Annotated in this window: 17 protein-coding genes and 5 pseudogenes; 13 read left to right on the plus strand and 9 right to left on the minus strand. The window is 60.6% G+C overall.

Annotated features, from left to right (window positions below; translation table 11 throughout):
- Positions 1-1,299 (minus strand): MFS transporter, encoded by a 1,299-nt coding sequence (locus DLM46_RS09945; RefSeq protein WP_115100583.1) that lies wholly within the window; start codon positions 1,297-1,299, stop codon positions 1-3.
- A gap of 156 nt (positions 1,300-1,455) precedes the next feature.
- Here DLM46_RS09945 and DLM46_RS09950 point away from each other — a divergent pair, with 156 nt between their 5' ends.
- Both DLM46_RS09950 and DLM46_RS09955 read left to right on the plus strand, forming a co-directional pair.
- Positions 1,456-2,199 carry a GntR family transcriptional regulator gene (locus tag DLM46_RS09950; RefSeq protein ID WP_115100584.1) on the plus strand — a complete coding sequence of 248 codons (744 nt, stop codon included), beginning with the start codon at positions 1,456-1,458 and terminating at the stop codon, positions 2,197-2,199.
- 225 nt (positions 2,200-2,424) lie between these two features.
- Positions 2,425-3,735, plus strand: a complete 1,311-nt coding sequence (locus tag DLM46_RS09955; RefSeq protein WP_115100585.1) for an MFS transporter — start codon at positions 2,425-2,427, stop codon at positions 3,733-3,735.
- 105 nt (positions 3,736-3,840) lie between these two features.
- Here the strand turns inward: DLM46_RS09955 and DLM46_RS09960 are convergent, their stop codons facing one another.
- Together DLM46_RS09960 and DLM46_RS09965 are read right to left on the minus strand one after the other, a co-directional pair.
- Positions 3,841-4,536 (minus strand): P-loop NTPase family protein, encoded by a 696-nt coding sequence (locus DLM46_RS09960; protein ID WP_115100586.1) that lies wholly within the window; start codon positions 4,534-4,536, stop codon positions 3,841-3,843.
- A gap of 123 nt (positions 4,537-4,659) precedes the next feature.
- Positions 4,660-5,100 (minus strand): hypothetical protein, encoded by a 441-nt coding sequence (locus tag DLM46_RS09965; RefSeq protein WP_115100587.1) that lies wholly within the window; start codon positions 5,098-5,100, stop codon positions 4,660-4,662.
- A 296-nt stretch (positions 5,101-5,396) separates the two neighbouring features.
- On the opposite strand from DLM46_RS09965, the pseudogene DLM46_RS40155 reads away from it, so the two are divergent.
- Positions 5,397-5,501, plus strand: a pseudogene (locus tag DLM46_RS40155) (DoxX family protein); the annotation flags it as partial.
- 1,808 nt (positions 5,502-7,309) lie between these two features.
- On the opposite strand, the gene DLM46_RS40160 reads toward DLM46_RS40155, so the two are convergent.
- Complete coding sequence (locus DLM46_RS40160) at positions 7,310-7,558, minus strand: hypothetical protein (RefSeq protein ID WP_244306032.1); 249 nt, start codon at positions 7,556-7,558, stop codon at positions 7,310-7,312.
- Here DLM46_RS40160 and DLM46_RS09975 point away from each other — a divergent pair.
- Positions 7,557-9,326: a hypothetical protein gene (locus tag DLM46_RS09975; protein ID WP_244306034.1), complete on the plus strand. Its 1,770-nt coding sequence runs from the start codon at positions 7,557-7,559 to the stop codon at positions 9,324-9,326. The two genes, DLM46_RS40160 and DLM46_RS09975, sit on opposite strands and share 2 nt — an antisense overlap.
- 262 nt (positions 9,327-9,588) lie before the next feature.
- Here the strand turns inward: DLM46_RS09975 and DLM46_RS09980 are convergent, their stop codons facing one another.
- The 4 genes and pseudogenes from DLM46_RS09980 to DLM46_RS09995 all read right to left on the minus strand — a co-directional run.
- The gene (locus DLM46_RS09980) at positions 9,589-10,761 is read right to left on the minus strand and encodes a patatin-like phospholipase family protein (protein WP_115100589.1); all 1,173 of its coding nucleotides are present in this window, start codon (positions 10,759-10,761) and stop codon (positions 9,589-9,591) included.
- 470 nt (positions 10,762-11,231) lie between these two features.
- Positions 11,232-11,546, minus strand: a complete 315-nt coding sequence (locus DLM46_RS09985; RefSeq protein WP_115100590.1) for a hypothetical protein — start codon at positions 11,544-11,546, stop codon at positions 11,232-11,234.
- Between the two features lie 108 nt (positions 11,547-11,654).
- Positions 11,655-11,885: pseudogene (locus DLM46_RS09990) on the minus strand (glycosyltransferase family 9 protein); the annotation flags it as partial.
- A gap of 56 nt (positions 11,886-11,941) precedes the next feature.
- Positions 11,942-12,094 (minus strand): annotated as a pseudogene (locus DLM46_RS09995) (LpxL/LpxP family acyltransferase); the annotation flags it as partial.
- Between the two features lie 259 nt (positions 12,095-12,353).
- Here DLM46_RS09995 and DLM46_RS10000 point away from each other — a divergent pair.
- From DLM46_RS10000 to DLM46_RS10030, 7 genes are all read left to right on the plus strand, one after another.
- Positions 12,354-13,172 (plus strand): MipA/OmpV family protein, encoded by an 819-nt coding sequence (locus DLM46_RS10000; protein WP_115100592.1) that lies wholly within the window; start codon positions 12,354-12,356, stop codon positions 13,170-13,172.
- Positions 13,173-14,090: 918 nt separating this feature from the next.
- Positions 14,091-14,900, plus strand: coding sequence for a heme oxygenase-like domain-containing protein (locus DLM46_RS10005; protein WP_115100593.1), 810 nt, complete (start codon positions 14,091-14,093; stop codon positions 14,898-14,900).
- A gap of 28 nt (positions 14,901-14,928) precedes the next feature.
- Positions 14,929-16,125 (plus strand): fatty acid desaturase, encoded by a 1,197-nt coding sequence (locus tag DLM46_RS10010; RefSeq protein ID WP_115100594.1) that lies wholly within the window; start codon positions 14,929-14,931, stop codon positions 16,123-16,125.
- 53 nt (positions 16,126-16,178) lie between these two features.
- On the plus strand, positions 16,179-17,147 hold the full coding sequence (locus DLM46_RS10015) for a phytanoyl-CoA dioxygenase family protein (RefSeq protein WP_115100595.1): 969 nt from the start codon (positions 16,179-16,181) through the stop codon (positions 17,145-17,147).
- 91 nt (positions 17,148-17,238) lie between these two features.
- Complete coding sequence (locus DLM46_RS10020) at positions 17,239-18,195, plus strand: DMT family transporter (RefSeq protein ID WP_115100596.1); 957 nt, start codon at positions 17,239-17,241, stop codon at positions 18,193-18,195.
- A 177-nt stretch (positions 18,196-18,372) separates the two neighbouring features.
- Positions 18,373-19,215 carry an AraC family transcriptional regulator gene (locus DLM46_RS10025; RefSeq protein ID WP_115100597.1) on the plus strand — a complete coding sequence of 281 codons (843 nt, stop codon included), beginning with the start codon at positions 18,373-18,375 and terminating at the stop codon, positions 19,213-19,215.
- A gap of 74 nt (positions 19,216-19,289) precedes the next feature.
- Complete coding sequence (locus tag DLM46_RS10030; RefSeq protein WP_341868582.1) at positions 19,290-19,772, plus strand: histidine kinase dimerization/phospho-acceptor domain-containing protein; 483 nt, start codon at positions 19,290-19,292, stop codon at positions 19,770-19,772.
- On the opposite strand, the pseudogene DLM46_RS10035 reads toward DLM46_RS10030, so the two are convergent.
- Positions 19,700-20,545 (minus strand): annotated as a pseudogene (locus DLM46_RS10035) (LysR family transcriptional regulator); the annotation flags it as partial. The gene DLM46_RS10030 and the pseudogene DLM46_RS10035 overlap by 73 nt on opposite strands.
- On the opposite strand from DLM46_RS10035, the pseudogene DLM46_RS10040 reads away from it, so the two are divergent.
- Positions 20,542-21,608: pseudogene (locus tag DLM46_RS10040) on the plus strand (thiamine pyrophosphate-dependent enzyme); the annotation flags it as partial. The pseudogenes DLM46_RS10035 and DLM46_RS10040 sit on opposite strands and share 4 nt — an antisense overlap.
- Before the next feature lie 49 nt (positions 21,609-21,657).
- Positions 21,658-23,109 (plus strand): aldehyde dehydrogenase, encoded by a 1,452-nt coding sequence (locus DLM46_RS10045; protein WP_115100599.1) that lies wholly within the window; start codon positions 21,658-21,660, stop codon positions 23,107-23,109.
- Positions 23,110-23,164: the final 55 nt, after the last annotated feature.

A 23,164-nucleotide genomic window follows, 5' to 3' on the forward strand; every position in this document is an offset into this window, starting at 1 on the left:
TCATCCCCGCGGAGGGTTCAAGGTGAACCGCGCGTCGTCGGCGGCATCGGCGGCGAGTTCCGGCGCGGCCGCGCGCAGCCGCTTGCCGCGCGTCTCGGGAAGGAGCAGAACGGCGACCATCGCCAGTCCGTATGCCACCGCGGCGTCGATGCCGATTGCCGCGCCGAGCGACATCGAATGACTCATGTAGCCGACGAGAACTGGGAAGCTTGCCGAGGCAATGCGCCCGAAGTTGTAGCAGAATCCAACGCCGGTGCCGCGCATGTCGGCCGGATAAAGTTCGTTGAAGAGCGGCCCCAGGCTGGCCGGAATGCCCGCGGCGAACAAGCCGAGCGGGAAGCCGAGAACGAGCATTTCCGTGTTGGTCAGCGGCAGCATCACGTAGGCGAGCACGGTGACGATGCAGCAGAACGCGAACAGTGCAACGTTGCGGCGGCGGCCGATGCGGTCGAGCAGATGAGCGCTCGCCATGCAGCCGCACCAGAAGGCGACGATGACCACCGCGAGATAGCCGCCGGTGTTCAGCACCGAGAGGTGCCGCTCCTTGGCAAGGAAGGTCGGCAGCCACGTCATGATGGCGTAGTACCCGCCGTGAGCGCCGGTACCCAACACGGCGCCAATGATCGTGGTCCTGATGACCCGTGGCTGGAAGACCTGCGTGATTTGCCGTAGCGCGGAGACCTTGGGTTCCGCGCCGGCCGGAGCGGGACGCACGGGTTCCTTGAGCTTGCGCCGCACGAAGAGAACCAGGCCGGCCGGCAACAGGCCGACAGCGAACATCGTTCGCCACGCCATGTCCGACGGCAACCAGGAAAAGGCCGCGGCATAGAGCAGGACCGCGCCGCCCCATCCGATCGCCCAGGCGCTTTGCACGGCGCCCATGGCCTTGCCGCGGTGTTCGGTCCGGATGGTTTCGGCCATCAGCACCGCGCCCGCCGCCCATTCGCCGCCGAATCCGAACCCTTGCAGCGCCTTGAGGACAAGGAGCTGAGGGAAGTTTTGAGCGAACGCGCAAAGAAACGTAAAGCTGGCGAACCAGAGAATCGTCATTTGCAGTGTTCGGACGCGCCCAAAGCGATCCGACAGCGCCCCGGCGAGCCAGCCGCCGAGCGCCGAAGACACGAGCGTCACGCTGCTGATCGCGCCGGCCTGCGTGTGGTCGATGCCATAAGCCGCGATGATGGCGGGAATCGCCAGGGTGAACATCTGCACGTCGAGCGCATCGAGTCCCCAGCCTGCGAAGCACCCCCAAAAGGTGTTGCGCTCGAGGGGCGTGCCTTGCTTATACCAGCTGAACATGCCTATCTCCGTTCATGCACGTCATGCAGTCATATATATGACTGTATGACAAGTCTAAATCGCCGGACGGGGATGTGCATTCGGGATTAACCCTTGATGGCTCGGCCGGTTTCGGATGCGGTACAGTGGTAGCTCCTCTGAACAACTATATGAATCATGAACGCGCTTTCTGTCACGACCAGGCCGGACGATCGATTGCCCCGGTATCAGCAATTGCGCGACGATCTTGTCAGCCGGATTGCCGCGGGGGAATGGGCACCTGAGGAAGCCATCGCCACCGAGGCGGAGCTTGGCCAGTTCTATAACGTATCCACGGGTACGGTGCGCAAGGCAATCGATTTGCTGGTCGTCGACGGTGTGCTCACGCGCAGCCAGGGCAAGGGAACGTTCGTTCGCCGGCCGCGTTTTGATTCGTCGCTGTTTCGCTTCTTCCGTTTCAAGTCGCGTACGGGTGAGCCGGTTCGGCCGACCGCGCGCGTGCTCAAACGTGAAGTGGTCAAGCCGGGCGAAGAGATCCGCGCGAAGTTGGGAATGAAAGCCTCCGAGAAGGCGATCCACCTGTCACGCGTCCGGCTGATCGAAGGGCAAGCCGTCCTGTCTGAAGAAATCTGGCTGCCCCGTGCCCGCTTCGAGCCGCTGGCAAGCCTGGCGCTCGAGGATTTCGAGGACCTGCTGTACCCCTTGTACGAGCGGCTGTGCCGGCAGATCGTAGCGTCCGCCACGGAAATTCTCAATGTGGAACAAGCGACCGCCGACGATGAAGCGCTTCTGGGCGTGCCGCTCGGCAGCCCCGTGATTCTTGTGCACCGAGTCGCGTCGGACTTCGCCGGGACACCGTTCGAATGGCGCAGCACGCGCGGCGGCGCCGCAACCTTCCAGTACGAGGTCGAAATCCGCTGAGCGGCAAAAGCGGGCGGCAGAGCCGTCCGACAGGCGAGGGCGGCATCCCGCGGCTACGCGGCTGCGCGGTTTCGCCCCGGGTGCGGGTATCACCTCATGGCGCGTATTCCAAATTCATACAATCATATATATGACTACATCAATTTGGCTGACTGCGCCGAGGTAGCGACTGCCGGTCTATGACGCGATGGTCGAAGGCGGCCAGCAAGGAAACTGGAGCGGACCATGTCTACAACGGCAGGATTTGAGCAGCAGGTAATGAAGAAGATGGCGTGGCGGCTGATGCCGTTGCTGATCGTCATGTTTCTCATCTCGTTTATCGATCGCCAGAACGTCGGCTTTGCCAAGCTGGAGATGGTGCATGCCCTCGGCATGACGGAGGCGTCATACGGTCTTGGCGCGTCGTTATTCTTCATTGGTTATCTCCTTTTCGAGGTGCCCAGCACGCTTGCGCTTCATCGCTTCGGCGCGCGGACGTGGCTCGCGAGAATCATGATTACCTGGGGCGTCGTCACGGTTCTGATGGCATTCACCCGCTCGCTGCCCGTCTTCTATTCGTTTCGCTTCGCATTGGGTGTGGCCGAGGCCGGCTTTTATCCCGGCGTCATTTACTATCTCACCCAGTGGTTTCCGCAGAGTTACCGCACCCGGGTGCTCGGCTTCTTCACGCTGGGCAGTTCGCTCGCGAACATGCTCGGCTCGCTGATCGGCGGTCTGCTGCTCACCCTTGGCGGGACGTGGGGCTTCGCGGGCTGGCAATGGGTGTTCATCGCGACGGGCATTCCGGCCATCCTGATCGCCTTTGTCGCGCTCAGATTCCTGCCGGATTCGGTCAGGAACGCGGCTTTCCTTTCACAAGCGGAGAAGGACGTAGTGATCGCCGCGCTGAAGCGCGAAGCGTCAACCGAGGCGAAGGCGACGCGGCCTTGGGGCGCGCTGCTCGATCCGAAGGTGCTGATGTTCGCGCTGACTTACATGCTGATGTCGACTTCGCTGTACGGCGTGACCTACTGGATGCCGACGCTGCTTAAAAGCTATGGCGTGTCGTCGTCGCTCAATGGCTTGCTGAACATGATTCCCTGGGCGCTCGCCACGCTGCTTCTGCTCTGGCTTCCAGGCAAGCTCAAACGTGAGCGCGTCGTTCTGAAGGCGATGAGCGTGGTGGCAGGTATCGGGGTGATCGGTTTCGCGTCGAGCCTCGTCCTGCCGGGCGCGTCGATGCGCTTCGCGGCCCTGTGTCTGGGGGGAGCATGCATCCCGTTGCTGTACCCGTGCTTCTGGTCGCTTCCCCCGCGGTTCTTCTCGGGCGCGAGAGCGGCAGCGAGCGTTGCGGCGATCAACGCAATCGGCAACCTCGGAGGCTTCGCCGGCCAGAACCTGATGCCTTATGTCGGCAAGGTCGCGCATAGCCAGGTCGCGCCGATGCTGGTGCCCACCGCCTGCCTGTTCGTGTTGGGGATTGGAACCGCTGTCGCGGCGCTGGCCAGCGCGCGCCGCAGAATGGCGCTGGAGTCGGCGACGGTTCGCTCGCTGTAGTGCGCGCCCGGCTGCCGGGACCGTGAAACGGGGAGGGTTGCTCCGTATCACGGCTTTGTCCCGGCGTGTTCAGCAAAGGATATACGCTGGTACGTGCCTTGCGGCCTACAAGGCGAGCTTGTCCAGTTCGCCATAGGTGCGGTTCAGCCACACCTTGACGCGCTGCCGTTCCAGCATGCCGAGTCCGTTGGCCGGGCGGTCGGGGTGATTGACCGCGGCCCAGAAGCTCGCGCCTTGCTGATCGATCTTCTGCATCGTCGTATCAGGCAAGCGGCGTAGCGAGATGACGCTGGCGCCAAGCGCTTCGGCACGAGCGCGTTCGCCGGACGCATCCAGAATCTGGAAACGCTCGCCGCGGATTTCATTCAGAACGAGCACAAGCCTGATTCGTCCGCCGAACTGGTCGAGCCACTCCCGGAGCAAATCGACCGAATCGCGTCCTGCGTCCATGACGTGCCACCAGGTCAGCGTCAGGCCATGCTCTTCGGCGAGCGCGATCACGTCCGCGTCGTCCAGCCATTTGCTCAAAGGCTGCTGGGTCTGCGCGGCGAGATCGACCAGAACGCGCCGCTCGGGCTCCTCGAGCGCGTGTTCGAGGATGGGATCGAGACTGTCGTGCCGATCGAGCACGGCCGGAGCGGCAAAGTCGGCATAGAACCGCAATAAGGCGCCATGCGATTTATCGGTGTCGAAGCCGATGAACGGCGTGCTCCGGTCGATAAAATGCTGGGCCAGCACGCGGGCGACGAGCGATTTGCCGACGCCGCCTTTTTCGCCGCCAATGAAGTGGATGTGGCTCATTTCTGCAGATCCTGTGTGGTGATGCGGCCTAAGTCAGAAAGGACCGTACCAGACTTCGGTGACGTATCCGCGAAATAGGCTACACGGAACAGAAATGAGCGGCGGCAATACGATGCATTCGTCTTAGTCGTCGTGGCGATGGTGCTTGCGGTGGTGCCTTTCGCCGTAGTGGCGTTGACCGTAGTCGTTCGAATACGCATTGCGCGACATGTTGCCGCCTAGCGCCGCACCCGCGCCGCCGCCAACGGCCGCGCCGACCAGGCCGCCGGTGCGCCCGCCCATCGCATTGCCCGCCGCAGTGCCGGCTCCGCCGCCCAGCGCTCCGCCGATGATCGCGCCCGTGCGCTCGTGACCGTGCGACGTCACCGCGCCACCCGCGCCGCCACCCACCGCACCGCCGAGCACGGCGCCCGTGCTGCCCCCGAGTGCGCCGCCCACCGCCGCGCCGGCGACCCCGCCGAGCGCGCCGCCGACGGCGTTGTTCATGTCGCCGGCAAAAACCGGCAAGGACGTCGCTGCTGCAAGTGCCCCGATGGCAATGATCTGGGTGATTTTCTTCGACATATGCAAACCTTTTCTTTGTTCGAAAGACGTCAGCCGAACGCGTATCGGCTGGTGTCCAATTACTGTTGTAGTTGTGAACCTTGACGAGCCGTGTTCGCCCATTGACCGGACCTCGCGCTGACTCGCGCATCGGCGCTGATTGTGCCGATGGCACCGATTGCGTGGCGTGGTAAAGCGTGTCTCATCCGGTTTTCGGGCCGAAGGATAGCATCTCTTATCGCCGACTCCATCCAGGAATCTGGTAACAAACGGCGGGGATCTGGTAACAGACTGTTAAGAAAAGCCCGTCCCGTTCGTCGCATATCCAGTGGGCGGCGATGCTGCTGGTCCTGCTGTGCAGAGGCGGGGGAAAGTGGTCCGTAGACCACCTCGTTCGGCAAAAGTGGCTCAACGTCTGCTGATGTTCGTCTCACGCACTGGGGGGCTACATCGAAGCACCTGGCTATCTCCTGCCGACTCCTGACGAATCCAAAGACTTCGATAACAGCGATGCCACGGTCGACAGCGTCTCGATCGAACGATAGGCGTAGTGCAACGGCGGGTCACCTGCTCGACTCCGCCGTTGCCTTGTGTGGGTTTTCAGGTTGGCGGATCGATTTTCCGTAATGCGCCGCTCCGCAGAGCATGCGGGATTAATCACGCGGAGGGATTTTGTCGATTTTGAAACCGTCCATTAATCCGATGATTGGTTTAAATAAAAGATCTGACGAAAGGCGATATGAACGGCTATCTATGCTTCGTTTAATTCGTGCCGCATCATCCGGCCACCGTCGCAGATTTATCAAATGCATTTATTTATATTAATAATATGAAAAACCGCTAAATGTCGTTTGCTCCTGCTAAGTTGCTGTCATCCAATGAAAAAATTAACATTTCCCTTTTCTGCGCCAACTGAGGCAGGGCTCTTCGTTTTTCCTATTTTTTGAAAACCGTTGGGCATGTGCCGCGGAATATTCTTATAATTATTACTTATTATATCCGGCCGCCGCCACGTTACACAGATGATACGTTTATAATTCATCTGCCAAAAACGTTTGCAACTAATACCGAGTCCGCGCCCAAGCTTTATCGATGCAGTAAGAATTGCATTGATAGGAGTTATACCGCGTTGGAGAAGGATTTCTTGTGCGAAACGCCTGGCGAGTGAGTCTGGCGCCTCGAGCGCTATCTGCAGGATCCTTCGCCGGTGTTGGACTGCCGGACCTGGACGTGGCCCAATGAATTTCGAGTTCCGAACCTGCTCGGCAGGTGACGGACTTGCCTCGACTGTCGGGTCACCGGGTTCGTATCGGCATCGGGCCGTCAAGAGTGAAAGAAGGCGGATTCGATCGAGCTGTCAGTTGTCCTCAATTTCCTGATTGCACGTGCCGAGCGAACGTCTGTTTGTCACAACTAAGGGTGCGCGGTACTACCGGCGCGCTCCCTACCGGGTGTTAAAGGTTTCATCGTCGGCACGCCATAACCCCTTGTGTCGCTTTTTTTGGCGTGTGTTCGGCGGGTCGTTTCAACCTGGCTGCCTAGTCGACTGAACTGTTCACGCAGGTGCGTACGGTCGAGTCTCGCGACATGCTGCGCTGGATGCCTCGCGTTGCAGATCCAGGGAGGTAGTCACTGATAGCACATCGTTGGATAAGACATTGTCAGTCTATTGGTAAGGAATACGTAATTTGAATGGATTGATTGATGCGAGGTCAGAAATTCTGAACGCGCCGTAGTCTGGCAGCGGTCAGCTCACGGGCGGATGTCTAACCGTATCTGCCAGCGGATAACGTCACATCGAAGCGCCAGCTTCATCAGCAATGAACGCGATCAGCGCGTTCTCCGGTTTACCTCTCTCTGTACTCAATAACGCCAAAGCGGGACGGCTTAGATCGATCTTGCTGAATCCTCGGGGACAACCTGCTTTTTAGCGATTCATACGGACAATGACGAGTAATCTAAAACTACTGGGCGTTGCGACCGCAACAGTGTTGGCATCGTTTGCTGCGCAAAATGCGCAGGCTCAGGCCAGCACCATCACCGTCGCAGGCCTGCAATACAAGTTGTGCGGCGTGGAGAATGGCAACTGCTCATTCCTCGGAACAGGTTCGGTGGTGTTCGGTGCGGTTCCGCCCGACGCGCCATCGGTGATGTTGACCGATCCGAGTACCTTTAGTAATGGGGTCGGTTGTTATGTCGGCGCTGTTTCGCAGACAGATCCCGCATTCGGCTACGGCAAGGCATGCTGGGTGAGGGCGGTTGCCGCTAGCCCGACGCCGACGCCGACCCCGACGCCGACCCCGACGCCGACCCCGACGCCGACCCCGACGCCGACCCCGACGCCGACGCCGACGCCGACCCCGACGCCGACCCCGACGCCAACCCCGACGCCAACCCCGACGCCGACGCCAACCCCGACGCCAACCCCGACGCCCACACCTACGCCCACACCGACGCCCACCCCTGGCAGTTCAACCATGTCGTGCGGCTCGCCGACACAAACAGCCGGCGGAACGGCTAACGGAACGATCAGCGCCGACACGCCCACCACCGACGGCCTGCGCGTTTTCCAGAACAACGCACCGTTCAAGCTCTCGATTACGACGAACGCTCAGAGCGCGGATACAGTCATCTGGTCCGTAGCGGACTCGAACGGCGCGATCAAGACGCAGGGCAGTTTCGCGGTTAATGCCGGCGTGCAAACCAGCACGATTCCGTGCACGTCGACGTGGTCCGGCTATGGTGCGCTTACCGCGACACTGCGCTCGAATGGCGGCACGTTGCCGAGCAGCGGAACGCGTCCGATGGGCATTGCGACGTTCGGTGTGTTGCCGAACCTCACGTCGGTGCTGGGCACCGTCACGTATGCACATCAGGATCAGCACCGCTTCGGCATGCAGGGCTTCAACGGCAACATCGCTGCGCTGCATGCGCTGGGAATCTCGTGGACGATCGACGACCGTCAGGTCTCGGCCATGGAACCCAATGGCCCCAACACTTACACGCCGAACGTGAACGACCTCGATCCGTTCTATAAGGCCCATCCGGATCAGATGCGCATTGTGCGCCTCGATGGACTGCCTGCCTGGGATTCGAAGACGGGTCAGTTCAACGACAGCTATTACGCACCGTCGAACATGGCCGAGTTCCAGAGCTTCATGGGCAGGGTCGGTACCGATACGAGCCAGATTCGCGCGGCCAACTACCCGAACCAGCAAAAGAACTATTACCAGGTGACGTGGGAACCGAGCCTTGGGTGGGCGGATAGCGACGCAAACTTCGTCGCCATGTACAAGGCCGCTTACGAAGGCATTCACTCGACCGATCCGAATGCAGTCGTGATGGGCACGGGCAACCCGTTCGCCGCGAATTGCGACACCTGCACCACCGGCTATCTGCAGAAGTTCGGTGCGCTTGGCCTGTGGAATTACATCGATGCAGTCTCGACGCATGGGTACTGGAATGCCGGCACCTATCCGGCTCACCCGCCTGAATTGCAGGACTCGGATCCCGATCCGGCGAACCAGGCCAACGCGCTCGACAACCAGATGACGCAGTTGCGTTCGGTGATGCAGGCGGGCAAGCCGAACATGAAGCTCTTCTTCACCGAAGCAGGCGCGAGCTACGATCCGGGCCTGAGCTACGGCCCCACGGTGCCGTCGCAGAACCAGTTGTTCGCCCATGCCGCGATTGGCGTGCGGGCGCACATCATCGTGCTTGGCGGTGGCGCGCAGGTCACGACGCTTTTCTATGGTCCTGACTATCCGGGCGAAGTGGGATACGGCTCGTTCTTCGACCTGAATGACGCACAAGGCGCGTTCGGTGCAACGAACCTCTCGCCGAAACCCGAAGCGATGGCCTTCGCCACGATGACGCGCGTCCTCGACGGTACGAACACCTTGGGTCGCGTCAAGGGCACGCCGTCCGGAACCTTTGCGTATTCGTTCCAGCAACTCGGCAACGGCAAGGTCGTGACCGCCGCATGGGCCCACAGCAATGCGCAGTGGCCGACGAGCAACGGTGTTTATAGCCAGACCTACTCGACCAGCTATTCGCTTCAGGTCGACAATGCCGGTACGTCGGGCAATGTGACGAAGATCGATGGTTACGGCAATGTCAGCACGCTTGCCTACACCAACGGCAAAGTCACGCTGACCCTCACCGAGGTGCCGCAGTACATCGTGTCGAACAACGCGACGGTTGCAAAGGGCAATGCGACTGTTCCGCTCGGCTATACGGGCCAGTAAGGGCTGAGCGTTGTTGACGCGCCGCTGCGAAAGCAGCGGAGCATCGCTCACCGGTTGGCTGGGACCCCACCCTGGCCAACCGGTTGACTGATCACCATAAAGCCTGCCCGAAGCTCACCAGCGCTACCCATTAGCGCAGGCGAGTTGACGCTCGTCGAAATTGACGAAGAAGGGTTGCCAGTCTCGCGAATCCGGAAAATCGCCCTATCGCGTTGAGACAACAAGTCGAAGCTGGCGTGTCGTCACGCCGCGATCGCGCGGGTTATCCCTGACCGTGCGCGGAGGCCATTCGAAAGACTGAAATGCCCTCCATCGGGTCCAGTGTTTCGCGCCAGGGTGCACGTTCCAGTAAGCGGGTGGTGTCTTCATAACCTGCTGCCCAGCGCCGCTCGATGCCGCTCGACGAAAAATCGATATCCCTGTTCAGGTCGTCGCCGTCGAATGCTGGCGCGTCGAGTTCCAATACCTGCATCGTCGTGCCACAGCCCCAGCCGAGAAGCTCCTGAACTTCCGGGGCATTGCGCCGCTCTTCGGGGATGTACTGGCCGAGTTCGCGAATGACATGACGCAGCCGGTGAATCTGCTTCTGTCGATCGAGATGGCTTTCCGCGCGGCTCGAATACTGAATGTCGCGCTGCCGGCTCATGACCTGCAAAATCGATTCAGGTTCCGGACCGCTCGAGGGCCACAATTGCACGGAAAAAATCACCGAGTCGCTGCGCGGCCGGTCGTCGAGCACGGCTTCGAGCGGCGTGTTCGAATAGATGCCGCCATCCCAGTACGATTCGCCTTCCAGTCGCACCGAAGGGAAGCCGGGTGGGAAAGCGGCGGATGCCATCACATGCTCGACGTTCATCGGCGCGTCGCGATTAGTGAAATACCGCATACGTCCGCTACGGACATTGACCGTACCAACGGTCAGCCGCGTTGCCTTCCTGTTCAGGTAATCGAAATCGACCAGTGAAGACAAGTTCTCACGCAGTGGCCCTGTCGAATAGAATGCCGCCCGTTCGGCGCCGACGCGCGTTTGAATACTCGCCCAGGACTCCAGCTGCGGGGTGAAGAACGACGGCACGCCTTGCGTGACGATCGCAAGATCGCGCGACCAGTTTGCGAGCCCCGGCAACCAGCTTGCGGCATCGATGCCTCGACGTGCCACACCGTTCCAGAACTGGGTCAATCGGGCAATTCGGTTCTCGGGCGGATTGCCGGCGATGATCGCGCCGTTGATCGCACCAATCGACGTGCCGATCACCCAGTCGGGTTTGATCTTGCCGTCATGAAGCGCCTGATAAACCCCGGCCTGGTACGCGCCGAGGGCACCGCCTCCCTGAAAGACCAGCACAACTTGTCCGGGAATGTCCGGCGCGGCGCCCGACCGGCCGGCCAGGTCGGCACCGCGTTCGCCGTGCGTCTTGTTGCCCTTTGTCGTCATTGTCAGTCCCTCGAACGGATGCTGCGATGCCGGTGATTCTGCCACGTGCAGGGTCGACGTAGCGTGAGATCGGCGTGCCGGCCACTATGCTTCAGTGCACAACTCATCCAGTTGGGCTAGTTCGATAAACTGATGAATACCGCACGACGGACGAGCTCAGCGGCAATTTCATCGTGAGATTGGAACCACGACGAACGTTGCGCAGATATCCAGAATCAACTGACGTCGGGACGCTCGAGGTACGACTCAGTCGTCACAACTCGAAGGAGGACAACAGTCGATTGAAGGACGCTGATGCGAGCGTGCGCAGATCCACTCGATTATCCTGAGCGCCGCACCGGTATCTGCCTTGCTTGCACGCGGCTCGACAGCGCGGCCAAATGTGCGCTTTGCAGCGCGATGGAACAATGCGCCGGCGATGGATGGCGGTCCTAAGCGCCGGCGCCTGCTTCAGCGAGGCGAGTGAGAGGCTACAAGCCGTGCCCGAAAGTGCGCAGAAAATCGCTGGCCGACGTCGGCGTATTGATCGCATTGATGATATCGGTGAGGAACCAAGGCAGGATCAGCCGCGTGTCGGGATCGCTCACGCCGACGCTAAGGACCGGCGCTTTCTTGGGCGGCGCAGCATGTCGCTGGTCATTCGCGGCAGCCGGGGTGGGTGGAGGCGTATCGGTTTGCGCGGTTTGCGCCGTTGGCGCGGGGCGAAAACCGGCATTCGGCCATGCCGGCGAACATCCTGCAGTGAGCAGGACGAGCAGCGCGGCAAATCGAAGGGCAGCCATCATGCGATCTCCAGAAAAGGCTCAGGATTCGATTGCCACCGGACGATTGCCGGCATTCGCTGTCCGAAGGCGCGCGCCGGTAGGCGACTGCGCGACGATCGGAATACGGCGCCGCCGAACGGGTGCAAGAACGGGGGTAATACCGATGACACATCTGATGTCGGGGTTGTTTTCAAGCACCTCGGCGGTTCCGTTCAAGACCAGCATATCGATCTGCGCGTCGGGCCAATGCGCTTTTAGCGAACGCACCGCAGGCGTGCTGAGCAACACATCGCCGATACGGCCGGCACAGATCACGAGAATCGAGCGGGGCGCGGCGGCGTCGGGAAGAAGTGTGGCCATGTAGCGCTCTATGGGTGGGTCTGCACGACGGTGCCGGCCGGTAGCTATTACAGATTCTAGTAGACCGCGGGCATGCCTGCCGGCCGATGTTTGAAGCGGCTGTGGACCCAGTAGTACTGTTCTGGAAGGCGCGGAATTTGGCTTTCGAGAACCGCATTCATCGTACCTGCGTCAAGTTCTTCGTTGCCGGTGGGATAGTTTTCGAGCGGTGTTCTCTTACGTCGGCGGCTTCAGGCGCCGGGCCGCGCGCTTGTGCGGCCTCCTGTCGGAGCGTTTGTCAAAACGCATGGCGCGTCGCAGCGTGAGCTAGGGTGCAGTAAGGCGCCTTGAGGAGGTCCTGTTTCGGCGGTGCTGTCGATAGTCAGTCAATAGTCACTTCAGGTTGCCCGTCATTGTTTGAGTAAGTAGCGAGTAAGTCAGTCGCTCTTAAAGTCGATCCCGTCCGATCCCTCCACTTTAGGAACGACTGTGAAAAAAACTTTTCGTCGTGAGTACCGTGTGTTGCTGTCCGCTGCCTTTGCACTCCTTTATGCGGGCAGCGTATGGGCAGACAGCGGCGGCGAAGATTCAGCCGGAGCCGACGATTCCGGCTTCACCGTGCTGAGCAATGCCACCAATGTGACTCACTGGGGTCTGGGCGTGGGAGCCGGTGTCGCGGCGTCGCCGTACAAGAACGGCAAGACAAAATTCTCGCCGATCCCGCTGATTACTTTCGACAATAAATGGGTCCACGCCCTTGGCACGACCGTCGACCTGAAGATTGGGAAGTGGCAGAACGTGAGTGTCGCGCTGCGCGGCGTTTTCGCAATCGGCGACGGCTATAACAACTCTGACGCACCGATCCTGAATGGCATGGAGAACCGCCGCGGCGCGTTCTGGTATGGCCCAGCGCTCGCCTGGAAAACGGCATTCGGCACCTTGTCGGGCGACTATCTGCTGGGGGGAAATAAGGGCCAACGAGCCAAAATCGACTTCAGCAAATCCTTCGATTACGGCAATTTCTCATTCGAGCCGCACGCCGGTGTCGAATGGCTGAGCAGCAAATACGTCAATTACTACTACGGCGTGCGGCCGTCGGAAGTGCGCGCGGGGCGTCCTGCGTACACCGGCCGGGCGGCCTACGAGATGTCGATCGGCACGCGCGTCGACTATAAGTTCACGCCTCATCAAATGGTGATTCTCGACGTGGGCGTGGCGCACTTCAGCAGCGGCATCACCAATAGCCCAATCGTAGGACGGCAATATATTCCGGAGGCCAGGATCGGTTACGTTTATCAATTCAAATGAGCACGGCGTCGTGGCGCTGGTCGCGATTGTCGAGGATCGTGAGCGTGTGGTGCTGCAGGTTCGTCCGCGGTGAAACCGGCTCGACGCGATCTCCGGAAATCCGCTTACCTACCGGCGCCCAAGCAGCGGCGGCGGCCTACCGCTACTTGTTCGACGTGCTCAATCACTGGATTCGAAATCTGTCCGTCGACACGGGGCAAGCTCATATTCCTCCGGGTTTGTCAAAGAATCTGCAGATCTGGCTACTACCTTCGCTGTCAGCGGGCTGCCATGACCGGCTACAGCGGGTAGGAAGCTCCGCAATGGCGTTAGCTTGCTGACGTGTTGGCGAACTCCAGTAAGGGGCTTAGTCCGTTACTCGGTCAATGTGTCTTTCGAGGCCGAGCTACGAGGAGCAGTGGGCGTTCGTCTACCACGGGACACTCCATCCGTTTCGGAAAGAGATTTAACGATGCATATCGTACGCTACGCATTCTTATTTGGCCTCTTTTCATCAACCGGTAGTTGACCCTGCGACGGCATACGTCGCGAGATAGAACCAATACGCATAACAGAAATGCGCCTTCGATAATCAGTATTGCCTGTCCGACCACCTTCGAAGACTGGCACGTCTCCTAGACGTCTGCCCGCAGAAGAGGCTAATTGCGCTGCGCAAAATTGGTGCGCAATTTTATCCAATACACCGCAGAGCGATAACCTGACACTGACCTCGCTTATCGCTCTGCATGATCGCTGTGGCAGCGCAGGCACACTGCACAAGCCTCATGTGCATCACGCTTCAAACCAGTTCTTACGTTTGTTCATTTTTTGAAAGCTATAAAAAATATTCAACCCGGAGCCAGTTAGCTCCGGGTAAATACGTTGTGTCATTGAGGAGCCGTGCCTGTTATTTGAATCTTTTCGAAATAGGAGCCGAAGATGTCAGTTAAAGTCGACAGTCTTGTCAGCAAGATCAAAAACCACCGCTGCTACACACATCCGGTATTTCTCAACTGGGCTAAGGCGAATCCTGAACCTGAAGTCATCGGCGCTCTATTCCATCAGATCCAGAACTTCTGCGCGGCCACGCGTCCTGGTTGGAACTTCCCTGCTGCACTCAAGGAGCACGGACTACAGGAGCAAAGCACCTTGATGCTGGAAATCGTCGAAAGCGAAGGAGGGCATGGTCCCGAACTGGCCACCATGGCAGGGTTCATCGTGAATCAGGCTGCAGGAAACCCGATTTTCGCGGAGCTGTACGACCAGAAGGCGACCGAAGCGAAGCTGAAGGAGTTTTCCGACCAGATATTGGGAACGCTACCCGGCTATGACCGCGCCACCGGACTGACCAGCCAGGTTCGGCGCGCGATTGCGGTGTTCGACGGCCGCAAGGACACAGATATCGCCGCAACGTACCGCAATCTAGGCGTCGCACTAGCGCTGGAAATGATTTCGAACCGCCAACTCATTCCGGGCGAAAAACACTGCCTGGTCGACAGCGGCCTATACCGTACCGACCTCGATGCCCCCGAAATGCACTATTTGCTCGAGCATTGGGGCGAGGTGGGCGCCGAGGAGCAGCACGAGCGCAACGCGCGCGCCGCCGTAGCGCCCGCTCTTGAAAGCGAATACGCCGCGCTGGTCGTTGAAGGTGCTGAGGATTTCCTCGACTCGCTGGCGAGCATGTGGGATCTCCTCGATTCGTCGCTGTTGCAGTCCGGATACCGCGACAACCGCATCGCCGCGTAACCGCATTTCCGGCAACGGAGGAAGCGCCATGTTCCTGGAGCACAGTACGGATACCGTAGCCGGACGCTTGAAGGAGTCCATCCCGGTCACCGCAGCGATCAATCCTCGAGAGAGCATGCGAGCGCTGCCACGCTTCGCTCAACCTTTCTTAACGTGGTTGACCGGGATGCCCTTGATCGACGAGAAGCCACTGGTGGTGTGGACACCGGTTGGACGTTCGCTCGCGGCCTTCGCCATCGTCATATCTGGACTGCTGCTCGGTTGCCTTATCTTGCGCTTCAGCAACTGGTGGTTGTTTGGACTACCAGTGTCATGGCTGATAACCGCAAACGGCATACGTGACCTTTACACCGTCACGGAGCATTACTGCATCCACGACACATATTCGGAGGTGCACTGGGTGGACGTCCTCGTAGGCGAGGTGATATCGACCGTGCTACTTGCCGCGCCGGTTGATCTGTTTCGCGCCGACCATCTCAAGCACCACGCAGTTCCCCGACTCGATAGCGACCCCGACGTCCTATTCCTGAAGTCGACAGGCTTCCACCGAGGAATGACGAGGCAGGAGTTTCGCGCTTACATCGCGCGGACCTGTGTTTCGCCGGTCTATCACGGAAGGTATCTCTGGTCACGAATCGTCTCGAATCTAACCGCACCGGCCCACCGGGTCGCGATGACAATCGTGTACGTGGTGATCCTTTGTTGCGCGCTCACCTTGTTCCACGGCTGGACAGTTTGGACAGTCATATGGACCGTACCCGCCGTTTTTCTCTTCCAGGTCGCCTCGCTAGTGAACTATCACTCCGAGCATCTCTGGGATGATGTTTCGGGCGCGACCGGGCGCGAAGCCATCGCGAGGGTTTGCGTCGGGCGCTTCTGCGGGGAGCCGGTTCCTGCGACGGACGGTCGAGGCACATTTGCGCGACTCGGCCTGTGGGCAATCTGGTGGGTACGCATTTTCGCAGTGCATCTGCCGCACCGCCTGTTGATCCTGCCTGGTGATCAATCTCAGCACGATTTGCATCATCGACGCCCGCGTTCCGATTGGGCAAACGCCGCATTTGTCCGGCGGGATGACGTGCTCGCAGGCGCACCGGGATGGCCGATAGGGTACATCGACGTTTGGGGCAGCCTTGTAGATCACCTTGATGCCTGCGTTGACCCGTACGGGTCTAAAAAAATCGTCCGTCACGCACCAACTGCTTACCGTGCACCTCTGCGCTGAACCATCTCATCTCGTTGCCGGTTACTGACCACGTGATTCATTCTGAGGCTAATATGGAACTGCTATTTCGCGGCAAGAAGCTGGACCTTTCTTCCGGAAAATTCGGCTCAATGCGTTCGTCAAACGATATCCTCAATCACCTCGAAGCACAAAAGCAGCGTATGAAAGAGGATGGGTATCTATTGTTCAGGAAGCTGATTCCCGAGCACACCGTTCTCGAAGCGCGCCGGGAAATAATGCTTAAGTACGCCGTCGTTGGAGAGATCGACTCGATCAATTACGACGTTATGGACGCGATTCAGCAAATGCCCTCTTTCATCGACCAGATCAACCTTCTCGCTTTCACCGAGAGCATTCGGACAGGAAAGGCCTATAACGATGTGATCATGTCGGCAAATCTGATTGGATTTTTCGAACGCTTCCTGGGTGGCAAGGTTGCTACGTTCGACTTCAAGTGGCCCCGGTTCGTGAGGCCGGGCGAGGGCACCGGCATTCACTCGGACATCGTTTATATCGGGCGCGGAACGAAAAACCTCTGGTCGGCATGGATTCCAATCGGTGGCGTCGCATTGGAAGAGGGGCCACTGATCATCCTCGAGGGGAGCCATCTGTCGACTAAACTGGACCGATACTGGGCCGCCGACGCTGACCGCGACAAGATCGGGTGGTTGAGCGACGATCCCCTATCCATCCAGGAAGAACTGGGCGGCAGATGGCTCACCACGGAGTTCGGTGCTGGTGACGTTATCTGCTTTGACACCCGACTGGTCCACGGGTCGCTGGACAACGTGTCGCCGAAGCGACGTTGCCGGCTGACGTCCGACACCCGCTACCAACTGGCGCGGGACCCCCTGGATGACCGATGGAACGGCGATATATCCAATCCGCATGGAGGCAGACAAAAGGCATTCGTGCCCGGCATAATGAAAGCGACGGGCAACGAAGAATTTGAGGAAGAATGGAAACCCGTGGACGAGCGCGGTCGCCTTGCATCATCGCTGCTTGGCGAGGAGTCCGTCTGAGTGAGACTGCCATCTCTCGTCTGGGCGGCATAGTGTTCACTTCGCAGGCGAAGCGCCGCACGTTACAGACCATTTAGCATGGAAGATCACTATGAACGTTCTAGGCGCGCGACAGGGTCATCCCGGCTCACTCTATGGTGCGACGCTTCTGATGATCGTCGCGACGTCACTTTGGGGGGTATCGTTCGTTGCACCTTTGATCCTCAGCGCGTATTCGCCGATGCAGATCACGTTTGGGCGATTTTTCTTTTACGGAATCGTTTCAATTGCAATTCTGCTTTCGACATATAGTGGCAGGCCTCTCGGCGTGCGTGCGTGGATCCGGGCAGGGGCGTATGGCTTGGCCGGCAATATCCTTTTTTCGATTCTGGTCAGCTTCGGAATCCAGGATACGGGTGCGGAGGTGTGCATTCCAATGATCGGCCTCTTGCCAATCTGCGTTTCGATTGCGGGTAACCGTCACCTACCGACCGCGACATGGCGCCGTCTTCTTGTGCCGTTTGCAATGATCACGGTGGGTCTCGGAGTTGTCGTGGTGGTCCAGAGCGGCCTTCTGGTGCATTCATTGCGTTTTTCCTGGCCAGGCGTCGCCGCTATAGCGGTGACGGTGATCGTGTGGACTTGGTATGCAATCTCAAACTCGCGGTTCCTGCGCGACAATCCCGGCATTTCGAGCGGACACTGGTCCAGCGCGATTGGCGTCGCAACATTCGCTCTGGCGGCTGCGATAGCTGGTTTTAAAGCTACCCAAATAGGCAATTTGATGCCCGTGGCGTCGGCGTCCCACCCCCATGAACTTTTCCTGTTCGTTGCCGTTACACTGGTTCTCGGTGTGGGCGCGTCCTGGCTTGCAACGATTCTCTTCAACAGGGCGTCGCATGCGCTTCCTATGACGCTCGTTGGCCAGTTGATTGTCCTCGAGACAATTTTCGGTATCGCCTATGTGTGCCTTTATCAGCGTTCGCTGCCTCCATTGAGCCAGGCCTGCGGTATGGCGCTCTCGATTGCGGGGATCTGGCTTTCAGCCCGCGAGCTACTAAAAGGCTGAGGGCAGAAGAAGGAGGGAGCCAAACGAAGTTCAACGCTTTCCGGCACGAGGGGGGGCCTTTAGGGGCTATCACGTAGTGGGCCGACCTTGCAGGGACCGTGCTATCCCGCGGCCTCTGAAGCCGCCCGTTCCAACGGGTGCCCGCGGTCCCAAAACAAATGCAGAGGTTCGTTAATCATGGCACGCAAGAACGTTCAAAATAGCTCGGAATTCTGGTCACTCCCTTCTTGCGCCGGTATCGAATTCCTGCATGCACACTACAACACTCATACGTTCCCGCGGCATGTGCATGATCAGTTGGTGATTGGCATGACCGAGCACGGCGCGGGCTACTTCACATCGAACAATCGGAATCATGTCGCCACGCGCAACACGCTTATCGTATTCAATCCGGACGAGCCGCACTCGGGCGGCGTTGCGCCCGGGACGCAATGGCGCTATCGGGCGCTCTATCTCAGCCCTTCTGAAATATCGCGGCTGAGCCTGGAGATCACAGAAAGCAGCAAGGTGCGCTACTTCAGGAACAACAACGTCGCGGACCCGGCTCTGGCCGCATACGCCGCACGGATCCACTGCTCGTCGCGTAGCAGTGCTGGGAGGCTGGCGCTGGAGTCGAGGCTGGTGAGTCTGCTCGCACAGATCATTCATCGCCACGGCGATCCCGCTCCACGGATTCCGAAATGCGGGAACGAGCACTCTGCCGTCAAGCGGATCAAGGACTACATCCGCGGTTACTTCCCAACTGACATTGCACTTGGCGATCTGGCAGCGCTCACCCGTATGTCTGAATACCAGGTTCTTCGCGCATTTAAGAAGGAGACCGGACTCACACCGCACGCGTACCTCAATCAAGTCCGGCTTTCTAACTCGAAACGACTGATTTCCGCCGGGTTGACACTAACCGACGTCGCAAATGACGTGGGTTTTTTTGACCAAAGCCACCTGATAAGGCTCTTCAAGCAGAGTTACGGTTTTACGCCCGGTCAATACGCTCGCGCTGCTGCAGTCCGCGCTGTGTAGAAACATAGGGCGTCCGGCACGAGCAGGCGTTCTATTACGTTCAGACCGCAACGAGTAAGCGTCTCAACGAAGCCATGATCAATGTGAAGATCGCACCGATGCCGGACATCGTCCGGATCACGTTCTTTGTTGCGACGATCATTTTCGGGCTGACGCTGACTTTCACGCTGCGGCGGGTACTCGAGCCGCTCACGCAAGCGTCGCGCGCCGCTGTGCTGATCACACCGCGCAATCGGACGACACGCCTTTCTTCCGAGGGCATCCCAAGTGAGATCAAGCCGCTGATCGGCGCCTTCAACGAGGCGCTCGGCAGACTCGAAAACGGTTTTACCGTGCAGCAGCAGTTTCTTGCTTCCGCCGCGCACGAGCTGCAAACGCCGCTTACGCTGATCCGCGGCCAGATCGAACTGCAGCCCGAGATCGAGAGCAAGGAGCTACTGTTCCGCGAGATCGGGCGCGCGAAAGATAGACCGTATCGCCGCTTTCACCGCGGGACCGCCGTCAGCTGCCGCAGTTGCTCCAGCAGTTTGACCGCAGGGCTCGGCAAGATACCCTGACGCCGCCGGAACGCCGTCAATGTGCGGCGTGCCACCAGCCCAGGAATCGGCAATGTATCGAACACGCCGGCCGCGCTTTCGGTGTCGTACATCGGCGTGGCCATCCAGCTCAGAAAGCCTGCGCGCGTGACGAGACTCTTCAGCACGGTAATCGAGCGGGTTTCGACCGCGATGCTGGGCATGCCCAGTCCATGCTCGGCGAACACGTGCTGCATATGCTCGAAGGGGCCGGTACCGCGAGGCGGCACGCACCACTGCTGATCGAGCGTGTCGGCAAGACATAGATCCGCTTTGCTTCTCAGCGGATGATCGAGCGCGGCGACCACATAACTCGTGTCCTCCCAGCGGCAGTCGGCGATCGCCATGATCTCGTCCGTGTCGGGCACCGCCATGCTTAGCGCGAGATCGATCTCGTGTTTCATCAGACTGTCGGCGAGCCGGTCCCACACGCCTTCCATGATCTCCACCCGCAGATTCGGCCAGCGCGCGAGCACGCCGCTCACCGCAAGCGGCAGCACGAGCGTCGCGATGCTCGCCACCGCGCCGACGCGGATCGTGCCTTTCGCGAGGCCGCGCATCGCGTCGATTTCCTCGCGGGCATGGTCGGCTTCGCGTTGCAGCAAGGCGGCGTGCGGCAGCAACGCACTACCGATCGCAGTGAGCTGCATGCCCTTCGAGTGCCTCTCGAACAGCGGCGCGCCCACCTGATCCTCGAGCCGCTTGATGGTGCGGCTCAGCGCCGGCTGGGTGACGTGCAGCACCTCCGCCGCACGTGGCGACGCAGGAACCGTGCGGGCCGGTGTTGGTGTCGATTCCCGTCGACGACTGGGACCGGCCCGCCGAGCCGGTGCCGGCGCGCGGCCGGCTTTCGTGGTGGGCGGCGCGGTCGACCGGGCCGGCGGCTGGGACGAGGTGGTCAGCCTCGCCGAGCGCCACCATGCCCGCGTGTTTGTCGCGCCGATGTCGGGCCGCTGCGCGTTCCCCGAAGACCATCGCCTGTTTGCCGGTTTTCTGCCGGCCATGCGCGAGACGATCGTCGAGTTGCTCGGCGGCCACGACCTGATCTTCGTGATCGGCGCGCCGGCCTTCACGTATCACGTGGAAGGCCACGGGCCGCATCTGCCGGCCGGCGCGACGCTGTATCAATTGATCGACGACCCGGCTATCGCGGCGTGGTCGCCGGCCGGCACCGCCGTGGTCGGCAATATCCGCCGTGGCGTGGCCGATCTGCTGACGCGGCCGGCGCCGAAACAGCGCCCGTTGCCCGCGCCGCGCACGGCACGTCCGCGCGCCGAGCCGTCCGCGTTGATGTCGGTTGCGTTCGCTTTGCAGACCCTGGCGGAAGTGCGTGAAGCGAGCGATATCGTAGTCGAGGAAGCGCCGAGTTCGCGGCCCGTGATGCAGAACTATCTGCCGTTCACGCAGAGCGGCACCTTCTACACGATGGACAGCGGCGGGCTCGGCTACGGCATGCCGGCCGCCGTCGGCGTGGCGCTGGCAAAACCGGGCACGCGCGTGATCGGCCTGATCGGCGACGGTTCGAGCATGTATTCGCTCCAGGCCATCTATAGCGCCGTGCGGATGAAGCTGCCGATTACATTCGTGATCCTGAACAACTCGCGCTACGCGGCGTTGCAGGACTTCGCGCCGGAGTTCGGTTTCGGTCCGGACGATCCGGTGCAGGGCACCGATCTGCCGGGACTCGACTTCGTGGCGCTGGCTGCGGGCATGGGTTGCCGGGGCACGCGCGTGACGCAGGCCGAACGCTTGCATGACGTTTTGCGCGAAGCGTTGGCCTCGTCCGGGCCGAGACTGGTCGAAGTCGTCGTGGCCTGAGCACGCGCTACGTGCGCACCGATAAAACTTTCCGCAGGAGACAAACACGATGCAGACCATTTCAATGCTGATCAACGGCGCAGCGGTGCAAGCCAGCAACGGCGCCACCTTCGAGCGCCGCAATCCGCTCGACGGCGAAGTGGCGACACGCGCGCCCGCGGCGAGCGTCGCCGATGCGGTAGCTGCCGCCGATGCCGCCGCCGCGGCGTTTCCGGCCTGGTCCGCGATGGGGCCGGGTGAACGCCGCGCGTTGCTGATGAAGGCGGCGCATGCATTGGAAGCGCGCAGAGCAGCATTCGCCGCGCTGATGGCGGCGGAGACGGGGGCGTCCGCGATGTGGGCCGGCTTCAACGTCCACCTCGCGGCAGGCGGTTTGATGGAAGCGGCGGCGCTGACCAAGCAGATCGGCGGTGAGCTGATTCCGTCCGACGTGCCCGGCAGTCTCGCGATGGGGGTGCGCCAACCCGCCGGCGTCGTGCTCGGCATTGCGCCGTGGAATGCGCCGGTGATCCTCGCGGTGCGCGCCATCGCCTTGCCGCTCGCGTGCGGCAATACGGTCGTGCTGAAAGGCTCGGAGGTCTGCCCGGGCACCCACGGCCTGATTGTCGAAGTGCTGCAGGAGGCGGGCTTGGCGAAGGGCGTGGTGAACTTCGTCACCAATGCGCCGGCCGATGCGGGCGCGGTGGTCGAAGCGCTGATCGCTCATCCGAAAGTGCGGCGCGTCAATTTCACCGGCTCCACCCATGTCGGCAAGATCCTCGCGGCAACTTGCGCGCGCTATCTGAAGCCGTCGGTATTGGAGCTGGGCGGCAAGGCGCCGTTGATCGTGCTCGACGACGCCGATCTCGATGCCGCCGTCGACGCCGCCGCGTTCGGTGCGTTCGCCAACTCGGGGCAGATCTGCATGTCGACGGAGCGCATCGTCGTCGATGAACGGATCGCCGACCGGTTCGTCGCGCAACTCGCGCAGAAAGCGCGTGGTCTGCCGCTCGGCGATCCGCGCAAGGGGCCGGTCGTGTTGGGTTCGGTGGTCGACATGAGCACGGTCGAGCGCTGCAACTCGCTGATCGACGACGCGCTGGCCAAGGGCGCTTCGCTCGTCTGCGGCGGCAAAGCCGACAGCACGCTGATGCCCGCCACGCTGCTGGACCATGTGACGCCCGCCATGCGCATCTACGGCGACGAATCGTTCGGGCCGGTGAAGGGCATCGTGCGCGTGAACGGCGAAGACGAAGCCGTGGCTTGCGCGAACGACAACGACTATGGGCTTTCGTCGGCGGTGTTCAGCCGCGACGTGGCGCGGGCGATGAATGTGGCGAAGCGTATCGAGTCGGGCATCTGCCATATCAACGGGCCGACCGTTCACGACGAAGCGCACATGCCGTTCGGCGGCGTGAAGGGCAGTGGCTTCGGCCGCTTCGGCGGGCAGGCGGGGATCGCGGAGTTCACCGATCTGCGCTGGATCACCGTACAAACCACGCCGCGTCATTACCCGTTCTAACGGCGTCCTGGTACTGCGACTGCCATGCGGTACGCCGGCTTTAGCGAAAGCCATG

It is taken from the genome of Paraburkholderia lacunae (assembly GCF_003353175.1).
GTDB lineage: Bacteria > Pseudomonadota > Gammaproteobacteria > Burkholderiales > Burkholderiaceae > Paraburkholderia > Paraburkholderia lacunae.

Coding starts and splice junctions, on each gene's coding strand:
- DLM46_RS09945 (WP_115100583.1), bottom strand. CDS start 1,299: ATGTTCAGCTGGTATAAGCAAGGCACGCCCCTCGAGCGCAACACCTTT.
- DLM46_RS09950 (WP_115100584.1), top strand. CDS start 1,456: ATGAACGCGCTTTCTGTCACGACCAGGCCGGACGATCGATTGCCCCGG.
- DLM46_RS09955 (WP_115100585.1), top strand. CDS start 2,425: ATGTCTACAACGGCAGGATTTGAGCAGCAGGTAATGAAGAAGATGGCG.
- DLM46_RS09960 (WP_115100586.1), bottom strand. CDS start 4,536: ATGAGCCACATCCACTTCATTGGCGGCGAAAAAGGCGGCGTCGGCAAA.
- DLM46_RS09965 (WP_115100587.1), bottom strand. CDS start 5,100: ATGTCGAAGAAAATCACCCAGATCATTGCCATCGGGGCACTTGCAGCA.
- DLM46_RS09975 (WP_244306034.1), top strand. CDS start 7,557: ATGTCGTGCGGCTCGCCGACACAAACAGCCGGCGGAACGGCTAACGGA.
- DLM46_RS40160 (WP_244306032.1), bottom strand. CDS start 7,558: ATGGTTGAACTGCCAGGGGTGGGCGTCGGTGTGGGCGTAGGTGTGGGC.
- DLM46_RS09980 (WP_115100589.1), bottom strand. CDS start 10,761: ATGACGACAAAGGGCAACAAGACGCACGGCGAACGCGGTGCCGACCTG.
- DLM46_RS09985 (WP_115100590.1), bottom strand. CDS start 11,546: ATGATGGCTGCCCTTCGATTTGCCGCGCTGCTCGTCCTGCTCACTGCA.
- DLM46_RS10005 (WP_115100593.1), top strand. CDS start 14,091: ATGTCAGTTAAAGTCGACAGTCTTGTCAGCAAGATCAAAAACCACCGC.
- DLM46_RS10010 (WP_115100594.1), top strand. CDS start 14,929: ATGTTCCTGGAGCACAGTACGGATACCGTAGCCGGACGCTTGAAGGAG.
- DLM46_RS10015 (WP_115100595.1), top strand. CDS start 16,179: ATGGAACTGCTATTTCGCGGCAAGAAGCTGGACCTTTCTTCCGGAAAA.
- DLM46_RS10020 (WP_115100596.1), top strand. CDS start 17,239: ATGAACGTTCTAGGCGCGCGACAGGGTCATCCCGGCTCACTCTATGGT.
- DLM46_RS10025 (WP_115100597.1), top strand. CDS start 18,373: ATGGCACGCAAGAACGTTCAAAATAGCTCGGAATTCTGGTCACTCCCT.
- DLM46_RS10030 (WP_341868582.1), top strand. CDS start 19,290: ATGATCAATGTGAAGATCGCACCGATGCCGGACATCGTCCGGATCACG.
- DLM46_RS10045 (WP_115100599.1), top strand. CDS start 21,658: ATGCAGACCATTTCAATGCTGATCAACGGCGCAGCGGTGCAAGCCAGC.